Consider the following 16,375-nt stretch of genomic DNA (forward strand, 5'->3'; position numbering starts at 1 on the left):
ACAGATCGGGAGACTTGAGGCCGTGCCGTCATTCACCACCAGCCCTCTGCAAGAGGGCCTGCCGTTCGGCATCCGCATCGGCGGGCTGACCCTGGATGCGCTGCAGGACAAGGCCCTGCGCGACGAGATCGACGCCCTGTTCGTGCAGCACGGCATGATCGTGTTCGAGGATGTCGAGCAGACCGATGCCATGCAACTGGCTATCTCCAGCTGCTTCGGCCCGCTGAAGGAGCACCCGGTCAAGGGCGTCAGCCGCGTCGATTCCAATCGGCTTCCCGGCGTCATCGAGATCCGCAGCCGCCGCGGCATGGGTGTGGTTGAAGTGGACGGGCGCACGGTATCCCACTGGCTGCCCTGGCACTTCGACCATTGCTACAACGATGAACTGAACCGCGCCGGGGTGCTGCGTTCAGTGGAGCGGGTGGAAGAGGGCGGCATTACCGGCTTTCTGGACGGCGTGGCGCTTTACGCCGCCTTCCCCGAAGCGCTGCGCCGGCGGATCGAGGATGCCGAAATCGCCTATCGACTGGAAACCCAGTACGATGACCTGAGGTTCGGCCGCCCCCGGCACTACCGCATGGTAGAGGCCAAGCCGATGCCGGCAGGTTTCGCGGATCAGGTCGCCGCCATGCCGCGCGCCATCCACCCCGCCGTCTGGACCCGGCCGACGGGCGAGAAGGTGCTCCACGTATCGGCCTACATGGCGCAAGGCATCGTCGGGGACGAGACGCCTCACGGCGACACGCTGCTGGAAGAGGTCTGTCAGGAGATCAACCGGCTGGGTGCAAGCTGTTCCTATCAGCACAAGTGGCGGCCCAGCGACATGGCCATCTGGGACAACCTGCGCATGCTCCACTGCGTTTCGGGCAATAGCCCCGAGGAAGAGCGCCTGATGTATCGCACCACCATCGCCGGGGACTACGGCCTTGGCCGCTGGGAAACCGAGCCGACGGCGGCAGTCGGTGCGGACGCGATGGCGTAAGCGGCGCCCTCGGGCGCATTCCAACGGGAGGGACTATGGCAAGGATCGACGTGAACGGGCTGATGCTCGACTACGAGCTGATCGGCGATGAAGGTGCGCCGCCGCTGGTGCTGACGCCGGGCGGCCGCTACGCGCGGGACACTGCCGGGGTGCCCGAACTGGGCGCGAAGCTGACCCAGGGCGGCTACCGCGTGCTGCTGTGGGATCGGCCCGGTTGCGGGGCCTCTGACATCGCCTTCACGGCTCCCAGCGAATCGGTGATGAATGCCGAGGCGCTGGTCGGGCTGGTCGATGCGCTGGGGCTGCGGGACGTGACGCTGGCGGGCGGCTCGGCCGGATCGCGCATCACCCTGATGGCGGCGGCGCGCATGGCGGCCAACGTGCGCCGAATCGCGATCTGGTGGATCAGTGGCGGCCCGGTGGGGCTGGCGGGCCTTGCCTGGTACTACTGCGGAGACCAGATCGCGGCCGCCAGCAAGGGCGGCATGGAAGCGGTTGCGGAATTGCCCAGCTGGGCGGATCAGATGGCCCGTAATCCAGGTCTGCGCGATATCCTGCTGGCACAGGACCCGGAAACCTACATCGCCACGATGCAGTGCTGGGGCAAGGCTTTCGCCTATTCCGATGCCTCGCCGGTGCCGGGTATGGCCGAGGCCGATTTTGCCCGGCTGACGATGCCTGTGCTTACCTTCCGTTCGGGGAAGAGCGACATGGCGCACACCCGCGAGACGTCGGAATGGGTCCACCGCCTGCTGCCCAATTCGACCATGGTGGAGCCGCCATGGGACGATCAGGAATGGAACTACGTGTCCACGTTCCCGGAAGATGTCGCCGCCCGCCGGGGCCGGTTCGAACGCTGGCCGCTGCTGGCCCCGATGCTGCTCGACTGGTTCGACGGCTGACGGCGGTGCAGCTTGCAGACCCGGTCGGCCGTCAACCGATCCATCGGGCGCTGCCCCGCCTTGCGCGCGGGGTTACTTGGCCTCGGCGATCAGCTTGAGGGCGGCGGGGCTGGTCCAGTCGTTGCCGCCGGTGTAGCGCCACACTTCCTTGCCCCGGCTGTCGAACAGCACCGTCACGGGCAGGTTGCCGCCGTACTGGAAGCCGAGGTCGCCCTGTTCGTCGACCCAGGGCTGGATCTGCTCCAGTTCGCGGCGGCGCAGGATTTCGACGACCTTGTCGGTCTGGCCCATGTCTTGCGAGATCGGCAGCACGGTGACGCCCAGTTCCGCCTCGCGGTCAATCAGCGTGTTGAGCGTGGGCATCTCGGCGATGCACGGCGCGCACCAGGTAGCCCACAGGTTGACCAGAAGCGGCTTGCCCTTGAAAGACGAAAGATCAAGGCTTTCGCCGGTATTGTCGACCAGGCTGACGGTGGGCATCGGTTCGCCCTTGTGCGAACGGTCAAGCTTGCCGCCGGGTTCCGGGGCCTGCGCGGGGCCGGCCTGTTTCGCTTCTTCGGAAGGCGCCGGTTGCGCGTCCTTGTTCCCTTTACTATCGCAGCCCGCGATCATCAGGGCCGAGGCCCCGGCCAGCGAACACAGGACGAGCGACTTGAGCGAACGGGAAGACAGCAAGACGGCAGGCTCCAACCAGATGTGGGGCGGACGTTTCGCCGAAGGGCCGTCCGCGATCATGCGCGAGATAAACGCCTCGATTCCCTTCGACAAGGCTCTGTGGCGTCAGGATATCGCGGCCAGCAAGGCCCACGTCGCCATGCTGGGCGCCTGCGGCATCGTTTCCGACGCTGACGCGGTGACCATCCGCGACGGTCTGGACGCGGTTGCGGCGGAGTACGAAGTCAGCGGTGTGCCCGAGGACTGGGACCTTGAAGACATCCACATGACCACCGAGTCGCGCCTGGCGCAGCTTATCGGTCCGGCCGCCGGGCGGCTGCACACGGCACGTTCGCGCAACGATCAGGTCGCCACCGATTTCCGCCTCTGGGTGCGCGATGCGATGGATCAGGCCGATGCGGGCCTGCAGGCGCTGCAGGTCGCGCTCGTCACCCGCGCCGGGGAACATGCCGGTTCGATCATGCCCGGCTTCACCCATCTGCAAACCGCGCAGCCGGTGACGCTGGGTCACCACCTGATGGCCTATTACGAAATGATCGGCCGCGACCGTTCGCGCTTCGCCGATGCCCGCAAGCGCATGAACCGCAGCCCGCTGGGCTCCGCCGCGCTGGCCGGGACCGGCTTCCCGATCGATCGGCTGATGACCGCACAGGCGCTGGGCTTCGACGGGCCGACTGACAACAGCCTCGATTCGGTGTCGGATCGCGACTTTGCGCTCGATTACCTGATGGCCGCGAGCCAGTGCGCGCTGCACCTTTCGCGTCTGGCCGAAGAGTTCATCATCTGGGCCAGCCAGCCGTTCGGTTTCGTGGCGCTGCCTGATGCGCTGTCCACCGGCAGCTCGATCATGCCGCAGAAGAAGAACCCGGACGCTGCCGAACTGGTGCGCGGCCACTCGGGCCGCATCTCGGGCTGCCTGATGAGCCTGATGATGACGATGAAGGGCCTGCCGCTCGCTTATTCGAAGGATATGCAGGACGACAAGCCGCCGGTGTTCGAGGCGGCCGGCCTTCTGGCGCTGTCGATCGCGGCGATGGCCGGGATGGTTGCCGACACGCGCTTCAAGACCGATCGGATGCTGGCCGCGGCCGAACTGGGCTTCGCCACCGCGACCGACCTTGCCGATTGGCTGGTGCGTCAGGCCGACATTCCCTTCCGCGAGGCGCACCACATCACCGGCGCCGCCGTGAAGCTGGCCGAACAGCGCGGGTTGCCGCTTGACCAGCTGCCGCTGGAAGACCTGAAAGCCATCGACAGCCGCATCGACGAGCGCGTATTCAAGGCGCTCTCGGTCGAGGCTTCGGTTGCCGCGCGCAATTCGCACGGTGGCACTGCCCCCGATCAGGTGCGCCTGCGCGTGGCCGATGCCCGCGTCTCGCTGGGTCTGGAGTAATAGGTTGATGAAGAAGGCTGCTGTCGTTCTGGTGCTTCTCAGCCTTGCCGCGTGCGGGCAGCAGTCGGCGCTCGGCCTGAAACCGGGGCAGACGCTGCCGCCCGCGCCTTATGGCCGGGCGGACAAACCGGCGGCGTCGGAGCTTCTCACCACGCCGACCATCGCCATTCCGGAGCGTAGCGTAGAGCTGCGGACCCGTTCGGAGGAACGTCAGGACGATCCGTTCGACCTGCCGCCGCCCGAAGCGCCCCAGCCCGACCCCGCCTCCAGCCCCACTACGGCCGCGTCCGGCCAGTCCGAGTAAGAAGTCACATGGATCATTTCGCAGTCGTCGCCGGCGAACTCCACGCCGAGCAAGTGCCCCTGTCCGCCATCGCGCAGGAGGTCGGCACCCCGGTATACGTCTATTCGCGCGCTACCCTTTCGCGCCATGCGCAGGTCTTCCGAGACGCGCTTTCGGCGCTGCCCAGCGTGCACATTGCCTTTGCGGTTAAGTCCAACCCGAACCTTGCCGTCCTGCGCCTGCTGGCAAAGGAAGGCTACGGGGCCGACGTCGTTTCCGAAGGTGAGATGAACCGAGCACTGGCAGCGGGCATGAAGGCCGAGGACGTGGTGTTCTCGGGCGTCGGCAAGACCCGCGCGGAACTGACCGCCGCCGTTCGCGCCGGGATCGGCCAGTTCAACCTCGAAAGCGAGGAAGAGGGCGTCGAACTTTCCGAGATCGCGGTGGAACTGGGCGCGAAGGCGACCTGCACCCTGCGCGTCAACCCGGACGTCGATGCGCGCACCCACGCCAAGATCTCGACCGGCAAGGCCGAGAACAAGTTCGGTGTCGCCTATGACCGCGCGGCCGGGATCTATGCTCGCCTTGCGGCGCTGCCGGGGCTGGAAATGCGCGGCCTTGCGGTCCACATCGGCAGCCAGATCAGCGACCTCGAACCCTCGCGGCAGGCGTTCATCAAGATGGGCGCGCTGATGGAAACGCTGCGCGCGCAGGGGCTTACGGTTACGCACATGGACCTCGGCGGCGGGCTTGGCGTGCCGTACAAGGCGACCGACGACCTGCCGACGCCCGCCGACTATGGCCGCATGGTGGCCGAGGTCGCGGGGGACTGGGGCGTGACCCTGATGTTCGAGCCAGGCCGCGTCATCACCGGCAATTCCGGCGTTCTCGTCACCGAAGTGGTGCGCGTGAAGCAGGGCACGACCAACCCGTGGATCGTCGTCGATGCGGCGATGAACGACCTTGCCCGCCCGGCGATGTACGACGCGTGGCATGACTTCGCGGCAGTAAAGCCTTCGGGCGAGACGATGACCGCCAACATCGTCGGCCCCATCTGCGAAAGCTCCGACACGTTCGCCATGGCGCGCGAGATTGACGTGGTGACGGCGGGCGACCTTGCCATATTCCGCACGGCGGGTGCTTATGGCGCCACGATGGCGAACACCTACAACAGCCGCGCGCTGGTGCCCGAGGTGATGGTCGACGGTGAGAAGTGGGCGCTGGTCGCCAACCGCATCGAACCGGCCACGATCCTTGCAGCGGAGCAGGTTCCGGACTGGCTGGACTGACCTTCGTGATCGAAACGCTTCCCCTTTTCCATCGCATTTCCGGCCGCCCGGTCGTGGTGCTGGGAGAAGGGGATGCGGCCGAGGCAAAGCGGCGGCTGGTCGAACGGGCAGGGGGCGTGGTCCATGCCGATCTGGGCACGGGTGCAGCGGCCGGGGCGCGGCTGGCGTTCATCGCGCACGAAGACGATGCCCGCGCCCAGGCTGATGTGGCTGCGGCGAAGGCGGCCGGAATGCTGGTCAACGCCACCGACCGTCCCGCACTATGCGATTTCACGGTGCCTTCGATCCTTGATCGCTCGCCCGTGCTGGTGGCGGTGGGGACGGGCGGGGCCTCTGCCGGGCTGGCCAAACAGCTGCGGCTGCGGCTGGAGGCGCTGTTGCCGCAGTCGCTGGGATCGCTGGCAAGCGCCCTGCAGTCCGCACGCGGACGGCTGCGCGAAAGGTTCCCCGATGCGGGCGAACGCCGCCGCGCGCTGGATGCGGCGCTGACGGCGGGCGGCGTGCTCGATCCGCTGGTGACGGGCAGCGCAGAGCGGGTGGACGGCTGGCTAGACGGCGCGGGCGCTCAGGCGGGCGAATGCGTCGAGATCACCCTGCGCAGCGATGATCCCGATGACCTTACCTTGCGCGAGGCTCGCCTGCTTGGCGCGGCGGATGTGGTTATTCACGATTCGCGCGTTGTCCCGGCGATCCTGAACCGCGCGCGCGCCGATGCAGAGCGGCGGATCGACGGTGCGCAGCGCCGGCCGGATAGGCTGACCGTTGTTCTGAGGCTGCCCGCGGGGGCCTAGAACATCCTGCGGGCAAGCGCATCGATGGCGCCTTGCAGGATCACCGCCGCAGCTGCCGAATCGATGCGGGTAGCGCGCTTGGCTCGGCTCATGTCCTGTTCGATGAGGCCGCGCTCGGCACTGGAAGTGGACCAGCGTTCGTCCCACAGCAGGATCGGCAGGCCCAGCACCGCAAGGTTGCGGGCATAGGCGCGGCTGGACTGCGCGCGCGGGCCTTCGGAGCCGTCCATGTTGAGCGGGAGGCCGATGACGATCCCGGTGATCGAACGCTCGCGGATCAGGTCTTCCATCAGGGCCTTGTCGGCGCCGAACTTGCCGCGCTTGATGGTCTTGCCGGGCGAGGCGATACGCCAGCCGGCGTCGCAGAATGCCGTGCCGATGGTCTGCGTACCAAGGTCCAGCCCCAGCAGCGCGCCTGCGTTCGGCAGGGCATCGCGAAATTCCAGCGAACTGGTGGTGGGGGTCACTTTTTCTGCGTCGCCAGCCACGCTTGAGTGCGCCTTTCGAAATCGGCCCTGAGGTTCGCCCAGAACAGGGTCACGTCATAGAGGTGATAGTTGTTGCCCGGAAGCACGTATGCGCCAAGGTCAAGCTTGGGTGGCGGGCCGATGTGAAGGAAATGGTCCGGGCCACAGGCGGCCGGCACGACCCCGGCGGCCATCGTCCCGGTGCGCGCCTTGAAGTCAGGGACCAGGGTGCCAAGGTTCGCGTCGGCTTGGGCGGCACTGTTCGGCACGCCGGTCAGCGGGTTGGAGCACAGGAACGCGCTTCCTGCCACTGACTGTGCATCCAGTCCGGTACGGCGGGCATAGGCCTTGAGCAGCATTGCGGTATCCGCGGGATCGGCTACCGAAAGCCAGCTGACGACGCAGCCGGACTGGTCTGCCCGTACGCAGGCAGGGACACCCATCTTCGGCAGGTCATGTGCCAGCGAGACGGGCCAGCCGATCACCCAGGCGCCGACAAGCCGCTCTGCCAGCGGCGTTCCGGCAATGCGGTCGCGCATCAGGCGGCGCAGCAGGAACGCGCCCTGGCTGTGCCCGGCCAGCGCAATCGGCTGGCCCGGCCGCAGGTTGCGGGTGAAGATTTCGAAAGAGGCAAGCACGTCGGCATAGGCAAGGTCGATCGCCTGCGCCGCCTCGGGCCTTGCGGTCAGGAAGGTGCCGACGGCGGCCTGACGGTAGCGCGGCGCCCAGACTTCGCCCTGGTTGAAGGGGCTGGCCATGCCCTGTACGAACAGGTTCGCACGATCGCGGCTGACCTTGTCGTCCAGCGCGGCGTTCCACGCATCGCGTGCGATGTAGCTGGTGGGATGGACGAAGAAGACCGCCACCGGCAGCTTCGTATCGGGCGCTTTCACCCCCGGCGGGAGCCACGACGAGGGATCGTCCTTCAGGCCGGGCCGAGCGACCCACATTGCCGGGTTGTTCCACGATTCGGGCGGCAGCGCCTGTTGCTGAGCGAACGAAACGCTGGGCACGAAGGCCATCTCGGTCAGGTCTTCCGACCAGTACCACAAGGCCAGGATCAGCGCGAGCACCGCCACCGTCAGCCCCGCGATGAGGTAGAGGAACTTTCGCGCCATGCCCGGTCAGTAGGCTTTTGCGGGATCGACGCGCGGACGCAGGCTGGAGAACGTGCGTCCGTCCCGCAGGGCGCTCCACCAGGTCAGCGGGTTCCAGCTTTGCGAGCCGTCGAGCGAGAAGGTGATGAACTCTGCCCGGCCGCCTATGTCGGAGAGCGGGACGGGCCCGCCGAGGCCGCCGTCGGGTTGCCCCTGCCAGTTGGTGGTGAAGGGCGCGCGGCTGTCCGCCGAACGGTCGCGATCGTCACCCATCAGGAAAACGTGGCCTTCGGGCACCTTGACCTCGGGATAGTTGTCGAGGCTCTGGTCGATATAGTCGATGACCTGATAGCTGGCGCCGTTGGGCAGCGTCTCGCGGTAGGTCGGCAGTTCGTAGACATCGCGACCCGAAGGCAGGCGGGTGCGGTACTGCTCGAAACCGTCATAGCAGTGGCCGGTTTCCTGCCCTTCGCAGGTCAGTTGGTCGTCCGCGGCGATCTGCACGGGCGGTTCGATTTCACGCGGGATGAACTTGCCGTTGAGGCGGATGCGGCCGTCGATCACGGCAATGCGATCGCCGGGAAGGGCGACGACGCGCTTGATCAGATCGGCCTTGCGATTGCCGGGAACGACGATGACGATATCGCCATATGCGGGCGTGGAACCGAGGATTCGCGTGGTCGAGCGCGGCAGCAGGTGGAAGCTGAGCGACGACCAGTTCCAGCCGTAGGGATACTTCGACACGATCAGCCGGTCGCCCACCAGCAGCCCCGGCATCATCGAGATTGACGGGATGTAGAACGGCTTGGCCACCAGCGAATGGAACGCCAGCACCCCCAGCAGCATGACGACCAGCCCGCGCAGTTCGTGCCACCAGTTGGTGGCTGGGCGCTGGGGTTCCGGCTTGGCCTGTGTGAGAGAGTCGGGCCGGGCGGTATGATCGGTCATGCGGGGGGAAACTCGGGGCTTTAGGAGAGGGGACGCGCTTCGATGATCACGAAGGCCTGCGCCCATGGGTGGTCATCCGTGAGGGTCAGGTGAACCACGGCTTCATGGCCTGCGGGGATCATGGAATCCAGCCGCTCCTTCGCGCCGCCGGTCAATGCCAGCGTGGGGGCGCCGGAGGGGGCGTTGATGACGCCAATGTCCTTCATGAACACGCCCGCCTTGAACCCGGTTCCGACCGCCTTGGAAAACGCCTCCTTGGCGGCGAAGCGCTTTGCCAGCGTGCCTGCTATCGTGTGCGGACGGCGGGCAGCCTTGGTGCGCTCCACCTCGGTGAAGACACGGTTGAGGAAGCGGTCGCCGTAGCGCTCAAGCGAATTGGCGATGCGCTCGATGTTGCACAGATCGGAGCCGAGGCCGATGATCATCTGCTTGCTCCGAAATGATTTATCATCACCGCACCTCGTCCATCAGCGCGCGCATCTTCTTCACGCTGGCTTCCAGCCCGATGAAGATCGCCTCGCCGATGAGGTAGTGGCCGATATTGAGTTCCGCCAGTTGCGGAATCGCGGCGATGGGCTGGACGTTCTCGTAAGTCAGGCCATGCCCTGCGTGGGGCTCGATGCCGTTCTTGGCCGCAAGCGCTGCCATATCGACGATACGGCGCAATTCGTGCGCGACCTGTTCGCCCTCGGCATGGGCATATTCGCCGGTGTGGAATTCCACCACCGGGGCGCCCAGCTTCATCGCCGCTTCGATCTGGCGAGGCTCGGGCGCGATGAACAGGCTGACGCGGATTCCCGCGTCGGAGAGCCGCGCCACGATCGGGGCCAGGCGATTGTGCTGGCCCGCCGCGTCCAGCCCGCCCTCGGTCGTGCGCTCCTCGCGCCGTTCGGGGACGATGCAGGCAGCGTGGGGGCGATGCCTGAGTGCGATTTCCAGCATCTCGTCCGTCGCTGCCATCTCCAGGTTGATCGGCAGGCCGGTAGCTTCGGCGACCCGGAACAGATCCTCGTCGCGGATGTGGCGGCGATCCTCGCGCAAGTGGACGGTGATGCCGTCGCCCCCCGCTTGCGCCACTATCTGCGCTGCGCGGGCAGGGTCCGGATGCTGGCCCCCACGCGCGTTGCGGATCGTCGCGACATGGTCGATGTTGACGCCGAGACGAAGGCGGGCGGGCTTGAGCACGTTCATGGGATCATCCGATGGCAAGAATTGCTGGGCGCGAATTACTGGGCGCGAATTACTGGGCGCGGCTGCCGGGCTTGACCGCCTGCGAGGAGGCCAGTTCGGGCGGCAGTTCGTTAGGCGCGTAAGTCGGGAAGTTGAGCGCCACCAGCGGGAAGAACGGCACGCCGAGGTCTACCGATCCGGCCGAACGGTCCACCAGCGAAGCCGCCGCGATCACGGTGCCGCCCGCTTCCTCGATGGCCTTGATCGCTTCGCGGCTGGACAGGCCGGTGGTGACCACGTCCTCGACCATCAGCACCTTGTCGCCCGGCTCCAGCGTGAAGCCGCGGCGCAGTTCGAAAGTGCCGGTGGGGCGTTCCACGAACATGGCATCGACCTGCAGCGCGCGGCCCATTTCCTGGCCGATGATGACGCCGCCCATCGCGGGGGAGACGACCTTGGTGATCTGCTTGCGGATGTCGTGCGGCAGGTTGGCGGCGATGGCGACGGCAAGACGCGCGGCGCGGTCAGGGTTCATCAGCACGCGTGCGCACTGCAGATAGTACGCACTGTGGCGGCCGGACGACAGCAGGAAGTGTCCTTCCAGCAGCGCCTTGCTGGCGCGGAATTCGGCGAGGACCTCTTCTTCGAGCATTTGCAACTATACCTCTGGAGCGTTTTTCGAATGATCGCGCGCAGTTCGCCTGCGCGTTACGGCAAAAATTCCCCTAGAGGCGCTTGAGACGGGCGGCAAGGCCGCGTATAGCCCGGCCCAAAGGGGGCGAAAAACGCCGCCATTACAGGGGTGCGCTTGAAGTCGGCAAGCCGACGCAGGCGTTCGAAGGAAGTGGAAGCGCAAAAAACCATGACATTGGGCAAGATTTCCATTGGTGCAGGAAGGGCTTACAAGGCCCTTGGACTATCCCTCTGTGGGGCCCTCGCCAGCGTGTTGACTTTCGCCGCACCCGGCTTTGCGCAGGAAGCTGCCGCTCCTTCCGCCGGAAGTTATACCCCGATGAAGCCGACGCCGGGCGTCGGCATGCCGGTGGACGGCGGCATCAACATCCAGCAGCAGTTCTCGCCCACGGGTGAATATGGCGAATGGCTGCACCACGGCCTGCTGTGGATCTGCCTTGTCATCTCGCTGTTCGTGCTGGCCCTGCTCGCGATCGTCATCGTGCGCTTCAACCGCCGCGCCAATCCGGTGCCGTCGAAGACCAGCCACAATACGATCCTCGAAGTGGTGTGGACGCTGGCGCCGGTGCTTATCCTGATCGGCATCGCGGTCCCCTCGATCGACCTCATCGCCAAGCAGTACAAGCCCGCACCCAAGACCGCGCTGACCATCAAGGTCACCGGCAACCAGTGGTTCTGGACGTATGGCTACCCGGACAACGGCGACTTCGAGGTGATCTCGAACATGCTGAATATCCCCGGCCAGCCGACGATCAACAATGGCGTGCGCGAAGTCGGATCGAAGCCCTGGGACGGTCCTTCGCACCTTGAGGTGGACAACCGCATGGTCGTTCCCGCCGGTGAGCCGATCCGCCTGCAGATCACCGCCGCCGACGTGATCCACTCGTTTGCGGTGCCCTCGCTGTGGTTCAAGCTGGATGCCGTGCCCGGCCGTATCAACGAGAAGGTTCTCTTCATCGAAAAGCCGGGTGTCTATTACGGGCAGTGCTCCGAACTGTGCGGCGCCAAGCATGGTTACATGCCGATCGCGGTCGAAGCCCTGCCGCGTGACAAGTACAACGCCTGGGTCCTGACCCATGCCGGTGGCGCGATCGACGGGCAAAAGCCCGCGGCCGAAGCTGCCCCCGCCGCTGCGGCTACTGCCGCCGCTCCCGCCGCAGACGCTTCCGAAGCGCCTGCAGGCGAAGCGACCGCCGAAGCCGAATAATAGCGACACGAGAGGACAGGGTCCCCACCATGGCAACCACCGCTGACCACTTCCAGGCTCACCCAGAAGACCACGGCCACCACCACGACGCCGAACACAAGCCCGCGTTCTTCGCGCGCTGGTTCATGTCCACCAACCACAAGGACATCGGCACGATGTACCTGATCTTCGCGATCATCGCGGGGATCGTGGGTGGTGCCTTCTCGGGCATGATGCGTGTCGAGTTGAACGAGCCCGGCATCCAGTATCTCGATACGTTCGCCCGCTGGTTCGGTGCGGTGAACCCGGATTTCAACACCACGCTGCACACCTGGAACGTGCTCATCACCGCGCACGGCCTGATCATGGTGTTCTTCATGGTGATGCCCGCGATCATCGGCGGCTTCGGCAACTGGTTCGTGCCGATCATGATCGGCGCGCCGGACATGGCGTTCCCGCGCATGAACAACATTTCGTTCTGGCTGACGGTTGCGGGCTTCTGCTCGCTGCTGTGCTCCGCCTTCGTACCGGGCGGCACGGGTAACGGCGCGGGCACCGGCTGGACGGTCTATGCCCCGCTGTCGACCAGCGGTTCGCCCGGACCTGCGGTGGACTTCGGCATCTTCGCGCTGCACCTTGCCGGTGCGGGCTCGATCATGGGCGCGATCAACTTCATCACCACCATCTTCAACATGCGCGCGCCGGGGATGACCATCCACAAGATGCCGCTGTTCGTGTGGTCGGTGCTGGTGACCGCGTTCCTGCTGCTGCTGTCGCTGCCGGTCCTTGCTGCCGCGATCACCATGCTGCTGACCGACCGCAATTTCGGCACGACCTTCTTCGACGCTTCGGGCGGCGGGGACCCGGTGCTTTACCAGCACCTGTTCTGGTTCTTCGGCCACCCCGAAGTCTACATCATGATCCTGCCGGGCTTCGGCATCATCTCGCAGATCATTTCGACCTTCTCGAAGAAGCCGGTGTTCGGCTACCTCGGCATGGCTTACGCTATGGTCGCGATCGGTGTGGTGGGCTTCATCGTGTGGGCGCACCACATGTATGCCACCGGGCTTTCGGTAAACACGAAGATGTACTTCACCGCCGCCACCATGGTCATCGCGGTGCCGACCGGCGTGAAGATCTTCTCGTGGATCGCAACGATGTGGGGCGGGTCGGTTGAATTCAAGTCGCCGATGGTCTGGGCGATGGGCTTCATCTTCCTGTTCACCGTTGGCGGTGTCACCGGCGTCTACCTTGCCAACGGCGGCATCGACGACGTGGTGCACGACACTTACTTCGTCGTCGCACACTTCCACTACGTCCTCTCGCTGGGTGCGGTGACGGCGCTCTTCGCCGGGTTCTATTACTGGTTCCCGAAGATGAGCGGCCGGATGCATTCGGAATTCCTGTCGCACGTCCACTTCTGGATCTTCTTCGTGGGCGTGAACATGATCTTCTTCCCGATGCACTTCCTGGGTCTGCAGGGCATGCCGCGTCGCTATCCGGACTATGCGGAAGCCTATACGCACTGGAACCACATCGCGACCGTGGGCTACATGGTGATGGCCGCCAGCCTCGTGGTCTGGTTCATCAACATCGCCTACGCTTACATCGCGGGCAAGAAGGCCGAAGACAACTATTGGGGCGAAGGCGCAACCACGCTGGAGTGGACGCTGACCAGCCCGCCGCCGTTCCACCAGTTCGAAACCCTTCCCGTGATCGGCGAGACGGTGCACCACTGATCCCCTGCGACCGTTCCGGAACTGTCCGGGGCGGTCGCTAACTTTACCCGCATGGGGCTGTGACGTTCTGGCACTCGCCTGAATCATTCCCCAGGTGTATGGGCGGCCCATCATGACCCCCACGAATTCGATTCCCCCTTCGCGGGCAGCGGCCGCTCCGGCCCCCGCAGACTGGCGCGATCTTTTCGCGCTGACCAAGCCGCGCGTGATGAGCCTGGTGATCTTTACCGGCCTGTGCGGCATGCTTGCCGCGCCGGTCGGCATCCATCCCGTGCTGGGCTTCACCGCCATCCTGTGCATCGCCATGGGGGCAGGGGGCGCTGCCGCGCTCAACCAGTGGTGGGAGGCCGACCTTGACGCCGGGATGAAGCGAACCGCCAATCGCCCGTTGCCGCAAGGCCGCCTCGATCGTACCACGGCGCGTGACTTCGCAGGCGTGCTTTGCGCCGCGTCGGTTTTCCTGATGGGCTTTGCGATCAGCTGGCTGGCTGCGGCGATCCTTGCGATATCGATCGTCTACTACGCGGTCGTCTATACCATCTGGCTCAAGCCGCGGACCCCGCAGAACATCGTGATCGGCGGCGGCGCGGGCGCGTTTCCGCCGCTGATCGGCTGGATCGCGGCGACTGGACATATCACGCCCATGCCGGTCGTGCTCTTCGCGATCATCTTCTTCTGGACGCCGCCACACTTCTGGGCGCTGGCCCTGTTCGTGAAGACCGATTACGCCAAGGTCGGCATTCCGATGATGCCGGTCGTCGCCGGAGAGCGCGCCACCCGCCGCCAGATCCTGATCTATGCGATCCTGCTCCTGCCGCTGAGCGCATTGCCCTGGTGGCTGCCGGGCGACGAGCATGCCGGTGCGATCTACGGTGTCTGCGCGTTGCTGCTGTCGGGCGTGTTCCTTGCGCTTTCGATTCGTGTCGGCCTGCGGACCCGCACTGGCGATGACGATGCCATGAAGCCGGAAAAGCAGCTTTTCGCCTATTCCGTGCTTTATCTGTTCGCGCTGTTTGCCGCGCTGGTCGTCGACCGCTACATTCCGCTTTAAGGAGAGCAGGATGACCAAGTCGCCAAAGAATGCGCTGAAAGAACCCAGAACTTTCGAAGAGATCCGCCGCAGCCGCAATCGCGTGTTGGCCCTGAGCCTTGCCGGGTTCGTAATCCTGGTATTCTTCATCTCCATCGCGAAGATGGGGTGATGGCGGCACCGCGCTCCAACCGGAAGGTCGCGCTGACGGCCGCTTCGGCGGCGCTGGCAATGCTGGGGCTGGGTTTTGCGTCGGTGCCGCTCTACCGCATCTTTTGTCAGGTGACCGGCTACGGCGGCACCACGCAGCGCGCGGACGAAGCCAAGGCGGCGACCGTGCAGGATAGCGGCCACACGATATCGATCCGCTTCGACGCCAATGTCGAACGCGACATGCCCTGGCAGTTCAAGCCGCTTCAGCGCACCGATACCGTATCGATAGGTGCGCGCGACATGGCGCTGTTCTGGGCGAAGAACGACAGCGACAAGACCGTCACCGGAACTGCCAGCTTCAACGTGGAGCCGGAACAGGCTGCGCGCTACTTCAACAAGATCCAGTGCTTCTGCTTCACCGAGCAGACGCTGAAGCCGGGTGAAGAAGTGCGCATGCCGGTCCTCTATTACGTCGATCCGGCGATCCTGACCGACCCGGACAACAAGGACGTGCAGCAGATCACGCTGAGCTACACCTTCCACGTGACGCGGGTGGAGGATGCAAAGGCACTGGACCATCCGCGAGCGGGCAGTTAAGCGAAGTACCAAGAACCGTCGGCCATGAATAATAATCGGGCGGCAGACGGCATGTGAGATTGGATGAACGGGGAAGAAGGCACCATGGCAGGTACGAAGAACCACGATTACCACATTCTTCCGCCCGACATCGCGCCGCTGGCGACGACGATCGGGGCCTTCGTGTTCACTTCCGGCATGGTGCTGTTCATGCATGACATGCCCGGCGGCGCGTTCGTGCCCTGGGCCGGCCTTGCCATCCTGCTCGCCTCGATGTTCATGTGGTTCTCCAAGATCGTCAAGGAAGCGCACGCCGGCGATCACACGCCGGTCGTCCAGCTTCACCAGCGCTACGGCATGATCCTGTTCATCGCTTCTGAAGTGATGTTCTTCGTCGGCTGGTTCTGGGCATTCTTCGACTTTTCGCTGTTCCCTTCCGAACTGGCGGACGTCATCGGCGGGCAATGGCCGCCCAAGGCGATCGAGGCGGTGATGGACCCCTTCGCGCTGCCGCTGCTCAACACGCTGATCCTGCTGTGTTCCGGCACTACCGTCACCTGGGCGCACCATTCGTTGATCCACGGCGATCGCGAAGGGCTCAAGAAGGGGCTGTGGGCGACGATCCTGCTGGGCGCGCTGTTCTCGTGCATTCAGGCCTACGAATACATGCATGCTCCGTTCGGCTTCGGCGGCAACACCTATAGCTCGGCGTTCTACATGGCGACCGGGTTCCACGGCTTCCACGTGATCGTCGGCACGATCATGCTGATCGTCTGCCTCAAGCGCACCTACAACGGCGACTTCACCCCGCGCCAGCACTTCGGCTTCGAAGCGGCGGCATGGTACTGGCACTTCGTCGACGTGGTTTGGCTGTTCCTCTTCGTTGCGGTCTACATCTGGGGCGGCTGGGGTTACCCAACTCACTGATCGAACAGATCGTTCATTCCGAAAAGGCAGCCGAAGACCGCTTCGGCTGCCTTTTTCGTATCCGGCCATTTTCG

19 protein-coding genes are annotated in these 16,375 nt (G+C 65.1%); 12 read left to right on the top strand and 7 right to left on the bottom strand.

Annotated elements, in window-relative coordinates; genetic code table 11:
* The first annotated feature begins 22 nt into the window (after window positions 1-22).
* Window positions 23-982 (top strand): TauD/TfdA dioxygenase family protein, encoded by a 960-nt coding sequence (locus A8V01_RS11570; protein ID WP_103096012.1) that lies wholly within the window; start codon window positions 23-25, stop codon window positions 980-982.
* A 35-nt stretch (window positions 983-1,017) separates the two neighbouring features.
* Window positions 1,018-1,884 (top strand): alpha/beta fold hydrolase, encoded by an 867-nt coding sequence (locus tag A8V01_RS11575; RefSeq protein ID WP_103096013.1) that lies wholly within the window; start codon window positions 1,018-1,020, stop codon window positions 1,882-1,884.
* 72 nt (window positions 1,885-1,956) lie between these two features.
* Here A8V01_RS11575 and A8V01_RS11580 read toward each other — a convergent pair whose 3' ends face one another.
* The gene (locus A8V01_RS11580) at window positions 1,957-2,559 is read right to left on the bottom strand and encodes a TlpA family protein disulfide reductase (protein ID WP_245892443.1); all 603 of its coding nucleotides are present in this window, start codon (window positions 2,557-2,559) and stop codon (window positions 1,957-1,959) included.
* 19 nt (window positions 2,560-2,578) lie between these two features.
* On the opposite strand from A8V01_RS11580, the gene argH reads away from it, so the two are divergent.
* From argH to A8V01_RS11600, 4 genes are read left to right on the top strand one after another with little or no spacing between them, the layout of a single operon-like run.
* Entirely contained in the window at window positions 2,579-3,952 is a 1,374-nt protein-coding gene (gene argH / locus A8V01_RS11585) for an argininosuccinate lyase (protein WP_103096015.1), read from the top strand.
* 7 nt (window positions 3,953-3,959) lie between these two features.
* Window positions 3,960-4,256 (top strand): hypothetical protein, encoded by a 297-nt coding sequence (locus A8V01_RS11590; protein ID WP_103096016.1) that lies wholly within the window; start codon window positions 3,960-3,962, stop codon window positions 4,254-4,256.
* An 8-nt stretch (window positions 4,257-4,264) separates the two neighbouring features.
* Window positions 4,265-5,524 (top strand): diaminopimelate decarboxylase, encoded by a 1,260-nt coding sequence (lysA, locus tag A8V01_RS11595; RefSeq protein ID WP_103096017.1) that lies wholly within the window; start codon window positions 4,265-4,267, stop codon window positions 5,522-5,524.
* Window positions 5,525-5,529: 5 nt separating this feature from the next.
* Window positions 5,530-6,315, top strand: a complete 786-nt coding sequence (locus tag A8V01_RS11600) for a precorrin-2 dehydrogenase/sirohydrochlorin ferrochelatase family protein (RefSeq protein ID WP_103096018.1) — start codon at window positions 5,530-5,532, stop codon at window positions 6,313-6,315.
* Here the strand turns inward: A8V01_RS11600 and ruvX are convergent.
* Genes ruvX through pyrE form a run of 6 tightly spaced genes read right to left on the bottom strand, consistent with a single transcriptional unit; the run spans window position 6,312 to window position 10,649 of the window.
* Window positions 6,312-6,803: a Holliday junction resolvase RuvX gene (ruvX, locus tag A8V01_RS11605; RefSeq protein ID WP_425437314.1), complete on the bottom strand. Its 492-nt coding sequence runs from the start codon at window positions 6,801-6,803 to the stop codon at window positions 6,312-6,314. The genes A8V01_RS11600 and ruvX overlap by 4 nt on opposite strands.
* On the bottom strand, window positions 6,779-7,900 hold the full coding sequence (locus A8V01_RS11610) for a DUF3089 domain-containing protein (protein WP_103096019.1): 1,122 nt from the start codon (window positions 7,898-7,900) through the stop codon (window positions 6,779-6,781). Before A8V01_RS11610 ends, ruvX begins: the two co-directional genes overlap by 25 nt.
* Window positions 7,901-7,906: 6 nt before the next feature.
* A complete protein-coding gene (lepB, locus tag A8V01_RS11615; RefSeq protein WP_103096020.1) occupies window positions 7,907-8,827 on the bottom strand; it encodes a signal peptidase I in 921 nt (306 codons plus the stop codon).
* A 20-nt stretch (window positions 8,828-8,847) separates the two neighbouring features.
* Window positions 8,848-9,252 (bottom strand): holo-ACP synthase, encoded by a 405-nt coding sequence (gene acpS / locus A8V01_RS11620; protein ID WP_103096021.1) that lies wholly within the window; start codon window positions 9,250-9,252, stop codon window positions 8,848-8,850.
* 25 nt (window positions 9,253-9,277) lie between these two features.
* Window positions 9,278-10,018 carry a pyridoxine 5'-phosphate synthase gene (locus A8V01_RS11625; RefSeq protein WP_103096022.1) on the bottom strand — a complete coding sequence of 247 codons (741 nt, stop codon included), beginning with the start codon at window positions 10,016-10,018 and terminating at the stop codon, window positions 9,278-9,280.
* A gap of 49 nt (window positions 10,019-10,067) precedes the next feature.
* Complete coding sequence (pyrE, locus tag A8V01_RS11630) at window positions 10,068-10,649, bottom strand: orotate phosphoribosyltransferase (RefSeq protein WP_103096023.1); 582 nt, start codon at window positions 10,647-10,649, stop codon at window positions 10,068-10,070.
* A 210-nt stretch (window positions 10,650-10,859) separates the two neighbouring features.
* Here pyrE and coxB point away from each other — a divergent pair, with 210 nt between their 5' ends.
* The 6 genes from coxB (at window position 10,860) to A8V01_RS11655 (ending at window position 16,301) form a co-directional block, all read left to right on the top strand.
* Window positions 10,860-11,897, top strand: a complete 1,038-nt coding sequence (gene coxB, locus A8V01_RS11635) for a cytochrome c oxidase subunit II (protein WP_103096080.1) — start codon at window positions 10,860-10,862, stop codon at window positions 11,895-11,897.
* A 29-nt stretch (window positions 11,898-11,926) separates the two neighbouring features.
* Window positions 11,927-13,615, top strand: coding sequence for a cytochrome c oxidase subunit I (gene ctaD, locus A8V01_RS11640; RefSeq protein ID WP_103096024.1), 1,689 nt, complete (start codon window positions 11,927-11,929; stop codon window positions 13,613-13,615).
* A gap of 112 nt (window positions 13,616-13,727) precedes the next feature.
* On the top strand, window positions 13,728-14,666 hold the full coding sequence (locus A8V01_RS11645; RefSeq protein WP_103096025.1) for a heme o synthase: 939 nt from the start codon (window positions 13,728-13,730) through the stop codon (window positions 14,664-14,666).
* Between the two features lie 10 nt (window positions 14,667-14,676).
* Window positions 14,677-14,817: a hypothetical protein gene (locus tag A8V01_RS28580; protein ID WP_170065902.1), complete on the top strand. Its 141-nt coding sequence runs from the start codon at window positions 14,677-14,679 to the stop codon at window positions 14,815-14,817.
* Window positions 14,817-15,395 carry a cytochrome c oxidase assembly protein gene (locus A8V01_RS11650; protein ID WP_103096026.1) on the top strand — a complete coding sequence of 193 codons (579 nt, stop codon included), beginning with the start codon at window positions 14,817-14,819 and terminating at the stop codon, window positions 15,393-15,395. Before A8V01_RS28580 ends, A8V01_RS11650 begins: the two co-directional genes overlap by 1 nt.
* An 84-nt stretch (window positions 15,396-15,479) precedes the next feature.
* On the top strand, window positions 15,480-16,301 hold the full coding sequence (locus A8V01_RS11655; protein ID WP_103096081.1) for a cytochrome c oxidase subunit 3: 822 nt from the start codon (window positions 15,480-15,482) through the stop codon (window positions 16,299-16,301).
* Window positions 16,302-16,375 lie beyond the last annotated feature (74 nt).

Origin of the sequence: Novosphingobium guangzhouense, assembly GCF_002896965.1 — a bacterium.
Taxonomy (GTDB): domain Bacteria; phylum Pseudomonadota; class Alphaproteobacteria; order Sphingomonadales; family Sphingomonadaceae; genus Novosphingobium; species Novosphingobium guangzhouense.

Excerpts from the sequence above, each read along its gene's own strand:
- A8V01_RS11575 (WP_103096013.1), top strand. The coding sequence starts at position 1,018 with ATGGCAAGGATCGACGTGAACGGGCTGATGCTCGACTACGAGCTGATC.
- argH (WP_103096015.1), top strand. The coding sequence starts at position 2,579 with ATGTGGGGCGGACGTTTCGCCGAAGGGCCGTCCGCGATCATGCGCGAG.
- A8V01_RS11590 (WP_103096016.1), top strand. The coding sequence starts at position 3,960 with ATGAAGAAGGCTGCTGTCGTTCTGGTGCTTCTCAGCCTTGCCGCGTGC.
- lysA (WP_103096017.1), top strand. The coding sequence starts at position 4,265 with ATGGATCATTTCGCAGTCGTCGCCGGCGAACTCCACGCCGAGCAAGTG.
- A8V01_RS11610 (WP_103096019.1), bottom strand. The coding sequence starts at position 7,900 with ATGGCGCGAAAGTTCCTCTACCTCATCGCGGGGCTGACGGTGGCGGTG.
- lepB (WP_103096020.1), bottom strand. The coding sequence starts at position 8,827 with ATGACCGATCATACCGCCCGGCCCGACTCTCTCACACAGGCCAAGCCG.
- acpS (WP_103096021.1), bottom strand. The coding sequence starts at position 9,252 with ATGATCATCGGCCTCGGCTCCGATCTGTGCAACATCGAGCGCATCGCC.
- A8V01_RS11625 (WP_103096022.1), bottom strand. The coding sequence starts at position 10,018 with ATGAACGTGCTCAAGCCCGCCCGCCTTCGTCTCGGCGTCAACATCGAC.
- pyrE (WP_103096023.1), bottom strand. The coding sequence starts at position 10,649 with ATGCTCGAAGAAGAGGTCCTCGCCGAATTCCGCGCCAGCAAGGCGCTG.
- coxB (WP_103096080.1), top strand. The coding sequence starts at position 10,860 with ATGACATTGGGCAAGATTTCCATTGGTGCAGGAAGGGCTTACAAGGCC.
- ctaD (WP_103096024.1), top strand. The coding sequence starts at position 11,927 with ATGGCAACCACCGCTGACCACTTCCAGGCTCACCCAGAAGACCACGGC.
- A8V01_RS11645 (WP_103096025.1), top strand. The coding sequence starts at position 13,728 with ATGACCCCCACGAATTCGATTCCCCCTTCGCGGGCAGCGGCCGCTCCG.
- A8V01_RS28580 (WP_170065902.1), top strand. The coding sequence starts at position 14,677 with ATGACCAAGTCGCCAAAGAATGCGCTGAAAGAACCCAGAACTTTCGAA.
- A8V01_RS11650 (WP_103096026.1), top strand. The coding sequence starts at position 14,817 with ATGGCGGCACCGCGCTCCAACCGGAAGGTCGCGCTGACGGCCGCTTCG.
- A8V01_RS11655 (WP_103096081.1), top strand. The coding sequence starts at position 15,480 with ATGGCAGGTACGAAGAACCACGATTACCACATTCTTCCGCCCGACATC.